Source organism: Dellaglioa algida DSM 15638 (assembly GCF_001434695.1).
Taxonomy (GTDB): domain Bacteria; phylum Bacillota; class Bacilli; order Lactobacillales; family Lactobacillaceae; genus Dellaglioa; species Dellaglioa algida.
The window spans coordinates 17,677-33,325 of the sequence record NZ_AZDI01000006.1; the positions used below are offsets into that span (position 1 = coordinate 17,677).

General features: G+C 35.2%; 19 protein-coding genes. 16 read left to right on the forward strand and 3 right to left on the reverse strand.

The window, feature by feature from the left end; translation table 11 throughout:
• The first annotated feature begins 250 nt into the window (after positions 1-250).
• Positions 251-982: a deoxynucleoside kinase gene (locus tag FC66_RS05080; RefSeq protein ID WP_057974307.1), complete on the forward strand. Its 732-nt coding sequence runs from the start codon at positions 251-253 to the stop codon at positions 980-982.
• A 39-nt stretch (positions 983-1,021) separates the two neighbouring features.
• Here the strand turns inward: FC66_RS05080 and FC66_RS05085 are convergent, their stop codons facing one another.
• On the reverse strand, positions 1,022-1,684 hold the full coding sequence (locus FC66_RS05085) for a histidine phosphatase family protein (protein WP_057974308.1): 663 nt from the start codon (positions 1,682-1,684) through the stop codon (positions 1,022-1,024).
• A gap of 95 nt (positions 1,685-1,779) precedes the next feature.
• Positions 1,780-2,433: a VTT domain-containing protein gene (locus tag FC66_RS05090; RefSeq protein WP_057974309.1), complete on the reverse strand. Its 654-nt coding sequence runs from the start codon at positions 2,431-2,433 to the stop codon at positions 1,780-1,782.
• A 178-nt stretch (positions 2,434-2,611) separates the two neighbouring features.
• Between FC66_RS05090 and FC66_RS07965 the strand changes: the two genes are divergently transcribed.
• From FC66_RS07965 to FC66_RS05110, 5 genes are all read left to right on the forward strand, one after another.
• A complete protein-coding gene (locus tag FC66_RS07965) occupies positions 2,612-2,755 on the forward strand; it encodes a hypothetical protein (RefSeq protein ID WP_157051996.1) in 144 nt (47 codons plus the stop codon).
• A gap of 87 nt (positions 2,756-2,842) precedes the next feature.
• Positions 2,843-5,134 (forward strand): RNA polymerase recycling motor HelD, encoded by a 2,292-nt coding sequence (helD, locus tag FC66_RS05095; RefSeq protein WP_057974310.1) that lies wholly within the window; start codon positions 2,843-2,845, stop codon positions 5,132-5,134.
• 55 nt (positions 5,135-5,189) lie between these two features.
• A complete protein-coding gene (coaA, locus tag FC66_RS05100; protein WP_057974311.1) occupies positions 5,190-6,110 on the forward strand; it encodes a type I pantothenate kinase in 921 nt (306 codons plus the stop codon).
• Between the two features lie 133 nt (positions 6,111-6,243).
• Positions 6,244-7,785 carry a glutamine-hydrolyzing GMP synthase gene (gene guaA / locus FC66_RS05105; RefSeq protein WP_181647452.1) on the forward strand — a complete coding sequence of 514 codons (1,542 nt, stop codon included), beginning with the start codon at positions 6,244-6,246 and terminating at the stop codon, positions 7,783-7,785.
• A gap of 118 nt (positions 7,786-7,903) precedes the next feature.
• Complete coding sequence (locus tag FC66_RS05110; protein ID WP_057974313.1) at positions 7,904-8,254, forward strand: DUF1516 family protein; 351 nt, start codon at positions 7,904-7,906, stop codon at positions 8,252-8,254.
• Between the two features lie 78 nt (positions 8,255-8,332).
• On the opposite strand, the gene FC66_RS05115 is transcribed toward FC66_RS05110, so the two are convergent.
• Entirely contained in the window at positions 8,333-8,629 is a 297-nt protein-coding gene (locus tag FC66_RS05115) for an antibiotic biosynthesis monooxygenase family protein (protein WP_057974314.1), read from the reverse strand.
• 165 nt (positions 8,630-8,794) lie between these two features.
• Here FC66_RS05115 and FC66_RS05120 point away from each other — a divergent pair, with 165 nt between their 5' ends.
• From FC66_RS05120 to FC66_RS08085, 10 genes are all read left to right on the forward strand, one after another.
• Positions 8,795-9,913, forward strand: a complete 1,119-nt coding sequence (locus tag FC66_RS05120) for a low temperature requirement protein A (RefSeq protein ID WP_057974315.1) — start codon at positions 8,795-8,797, stop codon at positions 9,911-9,913.
• Positions 9,914-9,958: 45 nt separating this feature from the next.
• Positions 9,959-11,563: a glycosyltransferase family protein gene (locus tag FC66_RS05125; protein WP_057974316.1), complete on the forward strand. Its 1,605-nt coding sequence runs from the start codon at positions 9,959-9,961 to the stop codon at positions 11,561-11,563.
• Positions 11,560-11,982, forward strand: coding sequence for a GNAT family N-acetyltransferase (locus FC66_RS05130; RefSeq protein ID WP_057974317.1), 423 nt, complete (start codon positions 11,560-11,562; stop codon positions 11,980-11,982). The genes FC66_RS05125 and FC66_RS05130 overlap by 4 nt, the downstream gene beginning before the upstream one ends.
• A gap of 142 nt (positions 11,983-12,124) precedes the next feature.
• Positions 12,125-12,496, forward strand: coding sequence for a GntR family transcriptional regulator (locus FC66_RS05135; protein WP_057974318.1), 372 nt, complete (start codon positions 12,125-12,127; stop codon positions 12,494-12,496).
• A complete protein-coding gene (locus FC66_RS05140; RefSeq protein ID WP_057974319.1) occupies positions 12,489-13,361 on the forward strand; it encodes an ATP-binding cassette domain-containing protein in 873 nt (290 codons plus the stop codon). The genes FC66_RS05135 and FC66_RS05140 overlap by 8 nt, the downstream gene beginning before the upstream one ends.
• Positions 13,354-14,103, forward strand: coding sequence for a hypothetical protein (locus FC66_RS05145; protein WP_057974320.1), 750 nt, complete (start codon positions 13,354-13,356; stop codon positions 14,101-14,103). Before FC66_RS05140 ends, FC66_RS05145 begins: the two co-directional genes overlap by 8 nt.
• A gap of 115 nt (positions 14,104-14,218) precedes the next feature.
• Positions 14,219-14,527 (forward strand): PadR family transcriptional regulator, encoded by a 309-nt coding sequence (locus FC66_RS05150; RefSeq protein ID WP_057974321.1) that lies wholly within the window; start codon positions 14,219-14,221, stop codon positions 14,525-14,527.
• Complete coding sequence (locus FC66_RS05155; RefSeq protein ID WP_057974322.1) at positions 14,527-15,120, forward strand: DUF1700 domain-containing protein; 594 nt, start codon at positions 14,527-14,529, stop codon at positions 15,118-15,120. Before FC66_RS05150 ends, FC66_RS05155 begins: the two co-directional genes overlap by 1 nt.
• Position 15,121: 1 nt before the next feature.
• Positions 15,122-15,454 carry a hypothetical protein gene (locus tag FC66_RS05160; RefSeq protein ID WP_057974323.1) on the forward strand — a complete coding sequence of 111 codons (333 nt, stop codon included), beginning with the start codon at positions 15,122-15,124 and terminating at the stop codon, positions 15,452-15,454.
• Position 15,455: 1 nt separating this feature from the next.
• On the forward strand, positions 15,456-15,614 hold the full coding sequence (locus tag FC66_RS08085; RefSeq protein WP_169787609.1) for a hypothetical protein: 159 nt from the start codon (positions 15,456-15,458) through the stop codon (positions 15,612-15,614).
• The last annotated feature ends 35 nt before the right edge of the window (positions 15,615-15,649 follow it).

Below are 15,649 nucleotides of genomic sequence, written 5' to 3' on the forward strand. Positions count from 1 at the left end.
AAATAAAAAGGTGCTTAGAGCTGTCTAGCTTTCAATAAAAAGTTTACTATAAATCATTAATTTTGGAAAAAGAAAAGACTTTTATTTTATTTAAACCAATGTATACTAAATAAACGGAGAATTAAAAATATGAGATTATTTATTAATATTGACTAGTAAGATAATACCGAATGAGGTGTTATAAGTCTAGATTTGATTATTTTTGACGACATAAATTGGATTAACTATTTAAGAAGGAGTGTTTATTATTTTGATCACGTTGGCTGGTATTATTGGTTCAGGAAAATCTAGTATGACAAAAATATTATCTGAAGAACTTGGGGTAGAAGCTTTCTACGAACCCGTAACAGATAACCCCGTATTACCTTTATTCTACAAGGGTAATGAGATTGCTGCAAAAAAACGTGAAGCAGGAGATAAGGACGCAACTAACCCATATGCTTACTTATTACAAACTTTCTTTTTAAATCGTCGTTTTAGAATGATTAAAGCAGCGATGCAAGAGGATAATAATGTCCTTGACCGCTCAATTTATGAAGATGCAATTTTCATGAAGATGAATACGGAAATGGGTAATGCGACAAATGTTGAATATGACATTTATCAAGATTTATTAGAAAATATGCTTGAAGAATTACCTTATGCGGCACATAAAAAATCACCTGATTTGATGATTATGATTAAAGTTTCTTACGAAACAATGGTTAACCGTATTCAAAAACGTGGACGCGATTACGAACAAATTGAAACGGATCATTCATTGGTTGAATACTATAAAACATTACTTCGTTACTATGAAGATTGGGAAAAAGAATATGACGTCTCAGAATTTTTAGTTATTGATGGTGACAAGTATGATTTTGTTGAAAACGAAGCTGATCGTAATGTTGTTTTAAATATCATTGAAGATAAACTACAAGAATTAGGTAACTTATCTGAAAAAGAAGTTATCGATTATAAAACACAACGTAAAGCAATCTAAATTAAAAGGAGTAGCCAGTCAATGGCTACTCCTTTTAATTTAGATTTTATCGTCATCGTGATGGTTAAAGTAGACAACTTTAACAGAATCATCGTCAACAATTAATTTCGTTACACTACCGTTTTTAGGACTCATTGTGATATCAATTTCGGGTGCAAAGCGAGAAACGATACTTCGAATAGTTGTACCATGGCTGACAACGAGAACGTTATCGCCATCTTTAGCATCTTCACGTAATAAATTAAAGCCTTTATCACGACGTGCCCAGAAATCAGCATCATCTTCTGCATCGTGAAAAGGGTCTGTTTCTTTGAAAAAATCACGGGCTTCTTCAATTGAAAATTGTTGTAGAATTTCGGTAAAGTTAGCCGCACCATGTGGTTTGCCAACAACAAACCAAGCTTGTGAAGAATCAGCACCCTCGTAGTATCCGTATCCTTGTTCTCTTAGAAATTCGGATGATTTAACAGTTAGATTCGAAGATGTTTCATTTTCAGATAAGATATAATTTGCTGTTCGGTTTGCGCGAGTCGTGTCACTACTATAAGCGTTAGCAAAGTGAATATTTGCTAACTTCTTACCAGTTGCGTGACCATCGTTGATGCCCTTTTCTGTTAGTGGAGAGTCGGACCACCCTTGCATCCGGTTATATTTGTTGAAAATTGTTTGACCATGACGAACGAGATAGACTGTAAATGACATGTGAACCTCCTGAAATTTATATGATAGGCCCATTATACGCTAAAGAAAACGATTAATCTAAAGATTTATGAGACCAAAAAAGCACATTCTAAATTTTAAGAACGTGCTTTTTTATTAGTAATAAATTTAAATAAGTGTAATAATCCGGCTAAGATTGAAGGGATTAGGGCAATTCCAGCAATTGAAATGAAAATGACCGAGAAGTGATCCTTAACAAAAGGGAGTGCACCAAAGTAATAACCAATACCAGCTCCTAGTGCCACCCAAAGTGTGACGCCGATAAAGTTATATAGTCCAAAGTGGCGGTAACTCATTCGAGCGCTACCCGAAATAAGGGGTACAAACGTCCTAATTAAAGGGACAAAACGGCCGAAAATAACAGTCTTAGCTCCGTGTTTTTTAAAAAAAATATTTGCGGATGCCATTTTTTCTGGAGAAATTCTGTTTTTAAGGAACGGTAATTTATTTAAGTGACGGCCAATCTCAAAATTAACGGCATCGCCAATAAGTGCCGCGAAAAAAAATATTGGAATTAAGATACGAATATCTAAAGTTTGAGTTGAGTAGGCGGCAATTGAACTGGTGAAAAAAAGTAGTGTCTCGCCGGGTAAAAAAGGAAAGATCACAAGGCCTGTTTCGGCAAAAATTAAGACAAAAAGAGTTAGATAACTCCAACTGCCTAACGTTTGAAACAAGGGTTCTAGATAGTTTTCGAAATGGGTGAATAAAAACCAAGCTTGTTCGAACATTGTCGGATCCTCCAGTCCTCTTATTCTTAATAATTATATTAAACCGAAACGTAAAAAAAGACTATTAATTTAACCGATATTTAGCTTTTATTAAGATTTGCGTTGTTATTGAGGGTCGTTGGTGTCAAACCGGTTTTGATACTGGTATACTTGATATATTAAATTTTTGGAGGTCAATATGACAAGACGTGCTTTAATTGCAGGAATGACAACATTAATTGGATTAGTTGCCGGTATTATGATGGGCAAAATTGCCGTGGCGACACTGATTGGATTGGCTGTGGGTATTACGGTTGACCAATTCTTGCCAAATAAAAAATAAAGTCAACTGGGAGCTTATTTGAGTTGATTATTGAAAAGTGATACACTATTAAGCCTAAGAAAATCATGTAAAGTGGGGTATTAAGAAGTGGCTGATAAAATTAAAATAGAAGAACAAGCACATCTTGATGACGTGATTATTAAGATTAAAGACGCTGAAGTTAAACGCCAAAATGAAATTAAGTACGCAGAAAATGAAGCACGATCAATCAATGGTGAATTTACAAGTGATGTTCATATCAATACGACAACGTATACCGGAATGATTGATACGGCGATGTCTGTTCGTCAACAACAACAAATGTTAGCTGAACGTGAGACAAGTTGGAAAAATGCGACATCACGTTTAGATATTTTAAAGAAATTAGAGAATAAACCATATTTTGCTAGACTGAATATCCAAGAAGGAAATCATAAAAAAGAAACAATTTATATTGGATTAGGATCATTCGCAGATCGTCCTGAACATTTTATGGTCTACGATTGGCGTGCACCCATTTCAAGTGTTTACTATGATGGTGGGCTAGGGGATGTCACTTACCAAACGCCAGACGGTGACCAGACGGTAGACGTTTCATTGAAACGTCAATTCGTGATTGACGATGGACAGATTGAAACGATCTTTGATACTGATGAAGCCGTCGGAGATCAAATGTTATTAGATGTTTTGAACGATTCTGCGGATACAAAAATGAAGAGTATCGTTACAACAATTCAAAAAGAACAAAATCAAATTATTCGTGATGTTAAAGCGGAATTATTATTTGTTCAAGGGGCAGCTGGATCGGGTAAAACCTCAGCAGTCTTACAACGAGTGGCGTACTTGTTATACCGTTATCGTGGTAACTTAACGGCTAGCCAAGTTGTTTTATTCTCACCTAATCAGCTGTTTAATGATTATATCGATCAAGTGTTGCCAGAACTTGGTGAACAAAACATGGTTCAAATGACTTACTTCCAATATGCATCAAGACGCTTACCGAACATGCAAGTTGAAACCTTACAAGAGCGATTTGAAGAAGATAATACGACTGCCAAGAAGCATATTCAGGTGTTGAAAAATAGTCTCGCTTTCTTTAATGCATCAATGGCTTATTCAGAACATTTGGAACAAGCGGATATGAAATTTAGAGATATTAAATTTAATGATGAAATTTTCATTTCAAAAGATAAAATCAAATCAATTTACTATAAATATAATGAAAATTACCATTTGCGTACGAGATTGGAAGCAACGCGCGAGTCGTTAGTTAAATTGTTGAACCGTCGAATTGAAGCTGAAGCTAAGTTAGAGTGGGTTGAAAAAGCCATTCAAGATATGTCAAAAGAACAATTAAATGCTTTATACGGCGATCAAGATCGAGAATTTGCGAGTGGTGATAAAGAAATGCGTTTCTTAACGCGAACATTTGTCATGCGTCAATTCACAAGTGTCCACAAAGCCATTGTGCGTAACCGATTTTTGAACATTAATTCACAATATGTGAACTTTTTACACAATGTGCCTAAGTACGTTAATTTGAGTGATTATGGGGTTACTTTAGAAGAATGGCAAGACGATGTTGCTGATGTTGTCGCGCGATTGAAAACGCGTCAGATTTCGATGCACGATGTAACGCCATACCTTTACCTGTTTGATCGAATGACGGGTAAACATGGGGAAACAGATGTCCGTTATGTCTTTATTGATGAAATTCAAGATTATACGGCATTCCAGTTAGCCTTTCTGAAGGAAGGGTTCCCAAGAGCTAAGTTCACCTTGCTAGGTGATTTGAATCAAGCTATTTTTACAAAAGAAAATAGCAAGAGTCTATTGTCAGAATTGGGGCATTTATTCCCGGCTGATAAAACAAAGGTTGTTCAATTAACGAAATCATACCGATCAACACAACAAATCACAGATTTCACAAAAGAAGTGTTGATAAATGGTGAATCAGTTACCTCGTTCAACCGACAAGGGGACTTACCCACAATTACTGTGGATAAGAACTCGGATAAATTGGTTCAAGATTTAGAAAATCAATTAGCAAAAAATGTAGATGATCATTTGACGACAGCTATTATTGCGAAATCATTAGCTGAATGTACGGCGCTTTATAATCGTTTGCAGGCTGATGATGTGCCTGTAACGTTGATTAAAACGGAAAACCAACGTTTAGCTGAGGGGACAATTATTGTGCCGGCTTTCTTGGCTAAAGGTTTGGAATTTGATGCTGTTGTGATGTGGGGCGCTTCAAAAGCCAATTATCACGAAGAAGACGAACGTCAATTGGTTTATACGATTTGCTCAAGAGCAATGCACCGTTTGAATGTCTATGCTGAAATTGAATTGTCACCATTATTTGATCATGTTTCAAAAGCATTATATATTTTAAAATAAGCTGTGAAAGAAATTATTTGCTAAGGTAAGTAATTTTTATTAGAGGATTTCTAAAATGGATAAACAAATGAATTATTATAAAATTCCAAGGGATGAGTGGCAAGACTTCTATAAAGCGGAGCAGGTTTCATTGTCCCAACAAGAATTGAATCAAATTCAATCCGTCAACGATAAAATATCGGTTCAAGATGTGCGGGAAATTTATATGCCCCTGGTTCATTTATTGAATATGACATTGGCGGGTAAACAAGATTTGCAATCAAAAAAAGCTGACTTTTTGGGAATTAAAGCTAAAAAATGGCCTTTCGTAATTGGTATCACGGGTAGCGTGGCAGTCGGTAAGAGTACGACTGCACGGTTGTTACAACTATTGCTTACAACGTTATATCCAACTAAAAAAGTACAGTCAATTACGACAGATGGGTTTTTATTTCCAAATAAAGAGCTTATTCGTCGAGATATATTAGACCGCAAAGGGTTTCCAGAAAGTTATGATATGGAGAAACTTATTTTATTTTTGAATGATGTTAAGAGTGGGTTGAAAACTGAGGCCCCCGTTTATTCTCATGATAGTTATGATATTGTACCGGGAGCCGTTCAACTTATTGATCAGCCAGATATTTTAATTGTCGAAGGGATTAATGTTTTACAGTTACCTAGTAATCAACAACTGTATGTTAGTGATTTTTTTGATTACTCAATTTATGTTGATGCTAATGCGGACTTAATTGAAAAATGGTATTTGGAACGTTTCGGTGTCTTATTGAATACTTCTTTTCAGAAACCTGGAAATTACTATTATGACTACGCAATTGGTAATCATGATGAGGCATTTAAGCTAGCCCGTAATGTTTGGAAAACCGTGAATCTAAAGAATTTGAATACCTTTATCTTACCCACTAGAAATCGTGCTGATCTTATTTTAGAGAAGACAGATGAGCATCGAATTAATACTGTTTATTTACGCAAATATTAGAAAAAAGACGTATTTTCACAGATTTTCATGAAAATTAAATCAAACGATTGACCAACTGGGTTTCAATCAGTAGAATAGACGTAATAAGAAATTAAAAAATATGAAGAGGTGACTATTTTTGGCCAACGTTAACATGCAAGATTTCGACAAAATTATCGTTCTTGATTTTGGTAGTCAATATAATCAATTAATTACTCGTCGTGTGCGCGAATTCGGAATTTATTCTGAATTATTATCACACAAGATTAGTGCGGCCGAAATAAAAGAGATTGCCCCTAAAGGTATTATCTTTTCTGGTGGCCCAAATAGTGTTTATGATGAAGATGCATTCAGAATTGATCCTGAAATCTTTGAATTAGGCATTCCTATCTTAGGTATTTGTTATGGTATGCAATTAATGGCATACTGCATGCCTGGTGGTAAAGTTGAAAATGCGAATAACAAAGAATACGGTAAAGCCGTTATCGAAGTTACAGATCCAGAAGCAACTTTATTTAAAGGATTACCAACTGAACAAACTGTTTGGATGAGTCATGGTGACTTAGTAACAGAAGTTCCTGATGGTTTCACATCAGTTGCAACTTCAGTTAACTGTCCTATTTCTGCAATCCAAAATCTTGATAAAAAATTCTATGGTCTTCAATTCCATACTGAAGTGCGCAATACTGAATTTGGGGATGACATTTTACGTCGTTTCGCATTTGATGTTTGTGAAGCTGAAAGTAACTGGTCAATGGATGATTTTATTGACTTACAAATTGCTAAAATCCGCGAAACTGTTGGTGACAAGAAGGTTCTTCTTGGTTTATCCGGTGGGGTTGATTCTTCAGTTGTTGGTGTTTTATTACACAAAGCAATTGGTGACCAATTAACAAGTATTTTCGTTGATCATGGCTTACTTCGTAAGAATGAAGCTGATCAAGTTATGGAAATGCTTGGCGGTAAATTTGGATTAAATATTATCAAAGTTGATGCACAAGAACGTTTCTTAGGTAAATTAGAGGGAATCTCTGATCCTGAAACGAAACGTAAAACAATTGGTAATGAATTCATCCGCGTCTTTGATGATGAAGCTACTAAGCTAAAAGGAATTGACTTCTTGGCTCAAGGAACACTTTATACTGATGTGATTGAATCTGGGACAGAAACTGCCCAAACGATTAAATCTCATCATAATGTTGGTGGCCTTCCTGATGATATGCAATTTAGTTTAATTGAACCATTACGTACATTATTTAAAGATGAAGTTCGCGAACTTGGCGAAAAAATGGGTATGAGTGATGAATTAGTATGGCGTCAACCATTCCCAGGTCCTGGTCTTGGAATTCGTGTACTTGGTGAAATTACTGAAGAAAAATTAACTATCGTGAGAGATAGTGATTTAATCTTACGTGAAGAAATTAAAAAAGCTGGTCTTGACCGTGAAATATGGCAATACTTTACTGTCTTACCGGGCATTAAAAGTGTTGGTGTGATGGGTGATGGTCGTACTTATGACTACACAGTTGGTATTCGTGGCGTCACGTCAATTGATGGTATGACTGCCGATTTTGCTAGAATCCCTTGGGATGTCCTACAAAATATCTCAGTGCGTATCGTAAATGAAGTCGCACACGTTAACCGTATCGTGTATGATATTACGAGCAAGCCGCCTTCAACAATTGAGTGGGAATAGACTAAAATTGATAATCCTTTAACAAAGGGATTATTTTTTTTGCATAAATTTTGAAACCTTGATTTCACGAAGAATAATGATAAACTAATAATAAGATTAATTTAAAGGGAGATTAACTATGATTTGGTTATTGATACATCTTATTACTTGGGTTGTGATAGCAGTTTTAGTGGCGCTCACGATTTTTACAAATTCTAATACAAAAATTTATCAAATGATTACGAGACTGGGGTATTTGGTTTCTATTGCTAGTGGAATTATGTTATTGGGCTATGCATGGCAGCGAGATCCAATGCTAACGGCCATTAAATTGATTGTTGCTATAATATTTATCGGATTAACTGAAATGACTTTTGCACGAAAAAACAGAAAACAATTAAATAAAAGTGTGATTTATGCAGTGGGTATCTGTTGTATAGGCGTAGGTGTTTTAGGACTTATGCTTGCAGGTGGAAGACCTTTTATCTAGAGAATAAAATACCGCATAACGATTAGACGGAAATCTAATTGTTATGCGGTATTTTTGTTTAAGGGTAGCGTAAATGGGCTACTTTTCATCTCTAACATAGCGAGTTACCTGCATTTTAAGATGATACTTTATGCGGAGTTCTGCGATGGTGGTCATCATGTCACTTTTGTGATGATCATCAATAGCTGCTTGGTCAGTCCATTCGTCAATTAGCAAGACAGATTGGTTATCTTCCATATCCGTAAAATAATTATAACGTAAATTTCCGGATTCTTGTCTAATCTGTGACACGACTCCGGTAGACATCATTTCATTGGCGAAGTCTTGAGCATTCGTGCCAGTACCACTATATAAAATATTAACTGTAATAGGCATTATTTTCACCGAACCTTTCTTTTGTTGGTTTAATTGTACCATTCCGAAGAAAACATGAAAGATACAGGGTGAACGACTAATTTTAGAATCAATAAATGTTAATGTAAGGCTTGAACTTAATTAATCGTTTATAATAAGGGTAAACCATTTTTGAGGGAGATTAATATGGCAGAAAAGATATTTAAAAAGAAAGTTGAATTACCGGAATTATTTTATGATTTAGTATTTGCCTATGCAATCTCGCAAACAACTGATTTACTTTATCATTTTAAAGGGAATCTGGCGAGTGTCGCCGAAGCGTTTATTATTTTTTCGGTAGTAATGGTTGTTTTTATTAATACCTGGATGATTAAGAGTGTGTTTATTAATCGATATGGGAAGAATTCAATCGCGGATATTATTCTTTTTATGATTGACGTCGCCATTTTGTTATATATGTCTAATGCGTTTAAAGGTAATATTCAAGACTGGTTTCAACCCTTTGCCATCGCAACGGGTCTGTTGTCCACCGTATTAGTCGTTCAGTACGGAACGGTCTATCTGACTTCTAAAAAAAGTGCGGATAAAAGAATTTCTAGATTAATGATGACAATTACTGCGGCACGAACAGTTTTAGTTTTTATTGGCGCATTTTTACCACTTAAGTTTGGTATTCCGGTTGCCTTGATTGGTATTGCAATTAGTTGGGTATTACCGGGTCTTTTTGGATCTATTTTAAAGCTCCATGCGCTTAATTTTCCGCATATATTGGAACGACTAACATTACTAACAATCATCACTTTTGGAGAAACAATCGTTGGCATTGCGTCATATTTCACGGTTGAAACGTTTAATTTTTATTCGATTCTTATATTTACGATTGTTGGCGCACTGTTTATGACGTACATCACGCAAATGGATCATTATATAGATGAGAATCGTTCTGATGAAACAGGTATTCGATTAATTTATGTTCATTATTTCATTTTATTTGGGATAAGTTTGGTGACTGTTTCGTTAGAGTTTATCGGAGAGAGCCACATTCCTAAAAATTTTGCGATATTAAGTTTATATTTAGGTTTAAGTTTGTTTTACTTAGGATTATTTTTAACGAGTCCGTATAATAAGAAACAGTTGAACTCAGATAAGCAGGTAATTGTCTTTTTTACGATTTCAACAATTATTGGATTACTGGTAAGCCTGATGTTTAATCAATTTTCAGTAGTTGTCATAACGACTGCCTTGATTGCTATTATTAATTCAATTGTGTATGTGCGGTATATGATTATAAAGACTAGATTGTAATACAGCATTAAGCCGAATCTATGGGCTTAAAATTAAGGGGTTCTCATGTCACGCAAAAATAAAATTTTAATGGTGCTACTATTTATAGGTATCTCAATACTAACGGTTATGCCATTTTTACTAGAGCATAAAATAAATGTTAATGATGATTTTTTGTTTCATAAAAATAGGTTACTGTCTTATTACCATTCAGTTATGGTGAACAAGGATTTTCATCCCATGATTTTTGATGGTATGGCAAAAGGGTATGGGTATGCTACTGATTTATTTTATCCGTCCTACAGTTTACTACCATTTGTCTTATTCTATTCGTTGGGATTAGGCTTTATCGCATCATATTACTTATTAATTGGGACGTATACGTTTGCGACACTACTTGTGGGCTTCTACGCTGCGCAACACTTCTTTAAAAATAGGCGAACAGCATTGCTGGCAACAGTTGTCTATGCTTGTAGTACCTATCGATTGGGTGATTTGTTTATTCGTGGGGATTTGGGCGAGGCTGGTGCCTTTATCTTTTTACCGTTAGTTATTTTAGGATTTTATAAGGTCTATAAAAATGAAAAACACGGTATCCTAACATTAGCGCTAGGATTAGGGTTAGTCACAAGTATTCATCCCATGACTACACTAATCTGTGTCTATATCATAGGGATTATTAATATATATGTATTAATTAAAAAAGAAAAATCAATTGAATTTGTAAAACGACAATTTGATGCTTATTTATTCGCCATTATATTAGCAAGCGCGACAGTTTTTCCAGTTTTAGAACAAATGGCGAGTGAAAAATATAATTTCATGGGACATCATTCATTATGGGGGACCGGGCTAGATTTTTCTTTATCTAAACTAGTCTATGGATCAATGTCAAATGCGGCAGGCGTCTGGAATAATAGTTCTCCCAATGTTGGACCGCTTCTAATGTTGGCCGTGATTGTTGGCTTATTCATGTATAAAAGTAGTTTACCAATCATTAAACGCTTATTAATAATCACAACTCTGTTTATGGTTGGTTCAACTAACTTATTGATTTGGCCCATGCTTAAAGACTCATGGTTTTCAAATATTCAATTTGAATGGCGGATTCTAATTTTTGCGACATTATTTGGTAGTTTATTACTGGCGAAAATGTCAGAAACGAATCAACATAAGTATTTTAAATCGCTAATTTTTTTAATCCTGATGTTGGCGATGACGTTTAATTTTTCTGTATCAAATAATTTTAAAGCTAATAATTTAACTTTGACGAACCAGAATGTAACGAAAAAATATAATACTGCTATTGGTGGTGGCCTTGATTATCTACCTAAAGATATCAATTATAAGGTGCTACGTGAAAAAAAGAGTTCAGGATCCTTTGATTTTGACCAACCAACTATTGTTGTTTTCCCGAAAATTTATTATAAGGGGTACGTTATTCAGACGGATAAAAATAAAACTATTCCGACGTACGCGAGTCACGGGCTTGTGGCGGCAAAAATAATGCCTGGGAAAATGGTATATAAAGTGGTGTATAAGAAGACCTTGATTCAAAAAATATCTGGTTATATAACACTATTAAGTTGGTTAGCGGTAGGCATTTATTTAGGATTCATTTGGAAAAGACCGGTCGTTATTTTAGGTAATAAAGGGAGAAAAAATAAATGATAAGACAAGCAACGAACGATGATATTGAAGAAATTGTTCAATTATGGTATCAGGTAAACGTGACTGCGCACGCTTTTATCTCTGAAGACTATTGGAAAAGTCATTTTGATGAGGTTAAAAAAATGTTGCCGCTCGCGGAAATAATTGTATATGAACAAAATGGTGTAATTACAGGATTTGTTGGTCTGAATGACACCTATATTTCCGGCATATTTGTTTCATCTGATGTGCAGTCTAAAGGAATTGGGAAACAGTTATTAGATTACGCAAAAAAGATAAAATCGGAATTAAGTTTAAATGTATATCAAAAAAACGAACGGGCAACTCATTTTTATTTAAGAGAAGGGTTTATAATTAAGTCAGAAGATATGGATACAGATAACAACGAAAAAGAATATTTAATGGTGTGGAAAAAATAATTTAACTCAGAGATAAAGCCGTCTAACAGCTTTATCTCTTTTTTTGTCATAAATGAATTAAATATTAAGGTTGCATATTAAAAAAATAAATGCTAAGTTAGTTACATAAGTAATTAACCAACTAACGAAAGTGGTGATAATTTTGTTTTTTGAATTTGATAATGAAACGCCTTTATATCGACAGATAGCTGAACAAATTGAAGAGGGTATCTTTACGGGTGTTTTCCCGGCCGAAAGCCAAGTACCGTCAACGACCGAGATTTCCCGGCAATTTAATATTAATCCAGCGACAGTTTTAAAAGGAATGAACCAGCTAGTAGAGAATGGTTTAATTGAAAAGAAAAGAGGACGTGGAATGTTTGTGACTAAGATGGCACAGGATCAGATAACGACTAAACGGCAAGCTGAATTTAATGATCATTACGTTGAAACGTTCATTAAGGAAGCACAAAAATTAAAGTTAACTAAGGCTGAACTAATCGCACTTATTGAGAGGAGTTATGATAATGAGTAATTTAGAGACGAAGCATTTAACGAAGAAATTTGGTAATCAAGTAGTGTTGGATGATTTAAATTTGAATCTTAAACCTAATACAATTTATGCATTATTAGGCCGTAATGGTGCGGGGAAGAGTACGTTGTTGAGCATTTTAGCTAATCATATCTTTGCCTCTAGTGGATCGGTTGTTTGGCAGGACAAGGAATTAACGGGTCGTGATCATCCAGTACAGGAATTTTATTTAATGTCAGAACATAATCTTTTTAACAAGTCAGATAGTTTAAAGAATATTATAAAGAAAACGACTTTATTACAGGGTACTTTTGATCAGACGTTAGCGGATGAAATGTTACTCGCATTTAAGTTGGACCCTAAGAAAAAAGTCTCACAACTTTCAACGGGGTATCGTACAATTTTTAAAACGATTGTTGCACTGAGTGTACCCGCGGAATATGTTTTCCTAGATGAACCTATTCTGGGGTTGGATGCTAATCATCGAGTTATGCTGTACCGTTATATTTTGAAAGCCTATGAAAATAGGGCGAGGACGATTGTTCTATCAACACATCTTGTTGAAGAAATTGCTAATTTGGTGGCACATATTTTGATATTAAAAGATGTAAAAATCATTGTTGATTCTGACGTCGAGGATTTATTGGCAAAGAGTTATCAGATTAGTGGACCCAAAGAGGAAGTCCAGTTGTACTGTCAGGGTCTTCAAATTTTGGACGATGAACAGATTGGTACACTCTACACTTGTTACATATACGCCGACCTTCCTGCCAATCGCATTATTCCTGACAGTATTGTGATTAAACATAGTGATTTACAAGATAGTTTTATCAAGTTAACCGAAGAGGAGCGTGAGTTAAATGTTTAAAGCAATGTTAAAGTATCGATTAACGGCCATTTGGCGTGATTTAATTATTGCATTTCTAATTATAGAAGCATTTATGATTATTACTGAAATTATTTTGAGTATTAAACTTGCGGACTTTTCAGTTTTATCATCTACATTGGGCATTAGTTTGGCCGCCGGTGGGTTGATTGTGACGCAGGCGGACTTAATCATACTGTCATTTACAACGGCTCGTAAGCCATTTGATTTTGGTATTCTAAATGGTATATCTAGAAAAACGAGTTATATCACGCAGTTGGTCAGCCTTTTCGGTAGCCAACTGGTGACATTTGTTATTTTTTACCCAATTATGGGAATCTTATTTAACAGTCGTTACTCGGGTACCACGAATTTATTGGACCCTAAAATGATCATTGTAATTATCTTGGGTATTTGGAGCATAATGGCTGGTGCTATTGCCATCAGTAGCTTTGTAACTTTATTTGAACGTAAAATATGGTGGGTTGTTTTAGGTGCTTGGCTGGTTGTATCAAAACTATTTGAAGCATATATTCAACCCGTTATTGTGAACTTATTACCTGGATGGCAGAATTATTATAATGATTTTAGCGGGATGGGAAGTATCGATGAACTTGATTTTGGACAGCCATATCTTTGGCTTATCGTACTAGTAAGTATCGTTATTCCACTTGTCTTTGCAGGTGTTTGTCAATACTTCATGCAAACTAAACGTTTAACACTTAGCTTTAAACGTAATAAATAGTCTATTAGTAAATCCTTTGGAGAGATTCCAAAGGATTTTTTTTGCCTAAAAATAAATATAGCGTTTGACATTATACTATGTAACGTATAGTATGTATTTTGAAGGGAGTGAGTTGATGAATAGTCAGTTAAAAAAAGGCATGTTGGAATATTGTGTGCTAGCTACTTTAAGAACATCGGATTCATATGGTTATCAAATTATTAAGGACACGTCGGGAGTCATTGATCTTTCAGATTCAACTCTATATCCTATTTTGAAACGCTTGGAAAAACAAGAGGCTATTGAGAGTTACAGTGTTGAACATAATGGACGATTGCGAAAGTACTACCATCTAACCGAAACGGGGCTAGCGGATATTCAGGGATTTCTGGATGACTGGCAACAAGTAATGACGGTTTATGATTACATAAAAGGGGCTAACTAATGGATAAAAGAAAATTTATTAAAAAATTGGATGAAGAACTCAATTTTTATCGAGTGATGGATGTTGATAATACGATTGCGTACTACGATGAGCTAATCGATGACCGATTGGAGGCCGGCGAATCCGAAACCACTATTTTTACTAGTTTAGAAACACCGAACCAAATCGCCATGAGATTGGCGCTGATTGAGCGTCCAGGCGGACAGAAAAAACGGTCACCAGCGTTAACGGCATTAATTGTTGTTTTACTTATATTGGGATCACCATTATGGGGAAGTTTAGCGTTAACGGCTGCCATTTTGATTGCAACGGGTTATCTTTTAATTTGGTTGGTACCAGCACTCGCCGGCATTTTTTTCGCATCATTTGTCTTGGGCGGAGTTGTTAGTTTGATACTGTCACCAGTCGTGATGGTTAATCAGGAATTTGTGATTGGCTTAATGCAATTTGGCATGGGATTTGTCATGATTGGCGTGGGTCTCTTATGTGGCGTAATGACAAGATTCACAGCAAAATACTTAATCGCATATTCAGTTAGTTTAACGCGTTGGATAGGCCGGCTGTTAAGAAGAAAAATAGGATCGGCGGCTTAAAATGATAAGACGATTACGACATAAATTGATGAGTATATTTTTAGTTACTATAGGCTACCTATTAATGTGGTTAATCCCAGTAGCCACAAGTGTCTTATCCTTATCGTCAATTATTGTTGGTGTGTTTAGCGTATTTTTGTCGCCGCTTGTAGGTCTGAAACAAGGGTTACTAATTGGGTTAATGCAATTGGGGCTAGGGGCTACAATGTTGGGTATTGGATTTCTAATGGCACCGGTGGCTTGGTATTCAGTCAGATATTTAATTAGATTCGTGGCAGGTTTAACGCACTTAGTAGGTGAGATTTTGAAAAGAAGATTAAAGGAGATTGTATAAAATGTTTGAATATATACGTCATAATTGGATTAAGATTAGTTTGTTCATGATTTGGTTTGGTGCCATTGTTATGTTTAGCAGTTATGCGTTATCCGGGTTTAATTCAACGTTATTTGATTACACGGGTGCGCATGAATGGGGACGAACATTTTATTTTTAAATAATGGTTAATTAACATAGAAAGTTTAAATTGGT

Bases quoted from the DNA above. Each gene is read 5' to 3' on its own strand.
- FC66_RS08085 (WP_169787609.1), top strand. From the start codon at position 15,456: ATGTTTGAATATATACGTCATAATTGGATTAAGATTAGTTTGTTCATG.
- FC66_RS05155 (WP_057974322.1), top strand. From the start codon at position 14,527: ATGGATAAAAGAAAATTTATTAAAAAATTGGATGAAGAACTCAATTTT.
- FC66_RS05140 (WP_057974319.1), top strand. From the start codon at position 12,489: ATGAGTAATTTAGAGACGAAGCATTTAACGAAGAAATTTGGTAATCAA.
- FC66_RS07965 (WP_157051996.1), top strand. From the start codon at position 2,612: ATGACAAGACGTGCTTTAATTGCAGGAATGACAACATTAATTGGATTA.
- guaA (WP_181647452.1), top strand. From the start codon at position 6,244: ATGCAAGATTTCGACAAAATTATCGTTCTTGATTTTGGTAGTCAATAT.
- FC66_RS05130 (WP_057974317.1), top strand. From the start codon at position 11,560: ATGATAAGACAAGCAACGAACGATGATATTGAAGAAATTGTTCAATTA.
- FC66_RS05150 (WP_057974321.1), top strand. From the start codon at position 14,219: ATGAATAGTCAGTTAAAAAAAGGCATGTTGGAATATTGTGTGCTAGCT.
- FC66_RS05110 (WP_057974313.1), top strand. From the start codon at position 7,904: ATGATTTGGTTATTGATACATCTTATTACTTGGGTTGTGATAGCAGTT.
- FC66_RS05085 (WP_057974308.1), bottom strand. From the start codon at position 1,684: ATGTCATTTACAGTCTATCTCGTTCGTCATGGTCAAACAATTTTCAAC.
- FC66_RS05125 (WP_057974316.1), top strand. From the start codon at position 9,959: ATGTCACGCAAAAATAAAATTTTAATGGTGCTACTATTTATAGGTATC.
- FC66_RS05160 (WP_057974323.1), top strand. From the start codon at position 15,122: ATGATAAGACGATTACGACATAAATTGATGAGTATATTTTTAGTTACT.
- coaA (WP_057974311.1), top strand. From the start codon at position 5,190: ATGGATAAACAAATGAATTATTATAAAATTCCAAGGGATGAGTGGCAA.
- FC66_RS05090 (WP_057974309.1), bottom strand. From the start codon at position 2,433: ATGTTCGAACAAGCTTGGTTTTTATTCACCCATTTCGAAAACTATCTA.
- FC66_RS05145 (WP_057974320.1), top strand. From the start codon at position 13,354: ATGTTTAAAGCAATGTTAAAGTATCGATTAACGGCCATTTGGCGTGAT.
- FC66_RS05115 (WP_057974314.1), bottom strand. From the start codon at position 8,629: ATGCCTATTACAGTTAATATTTTATATAGTGGTACTGGCACGAATGCT.
- FC66_RS05120 (WP_057974315.1), top strand. From the start codon at position 8,795: ATGGCAGAAAAGATATTTAAAAAGAAAGTTGAATTACCGGAATTATTT.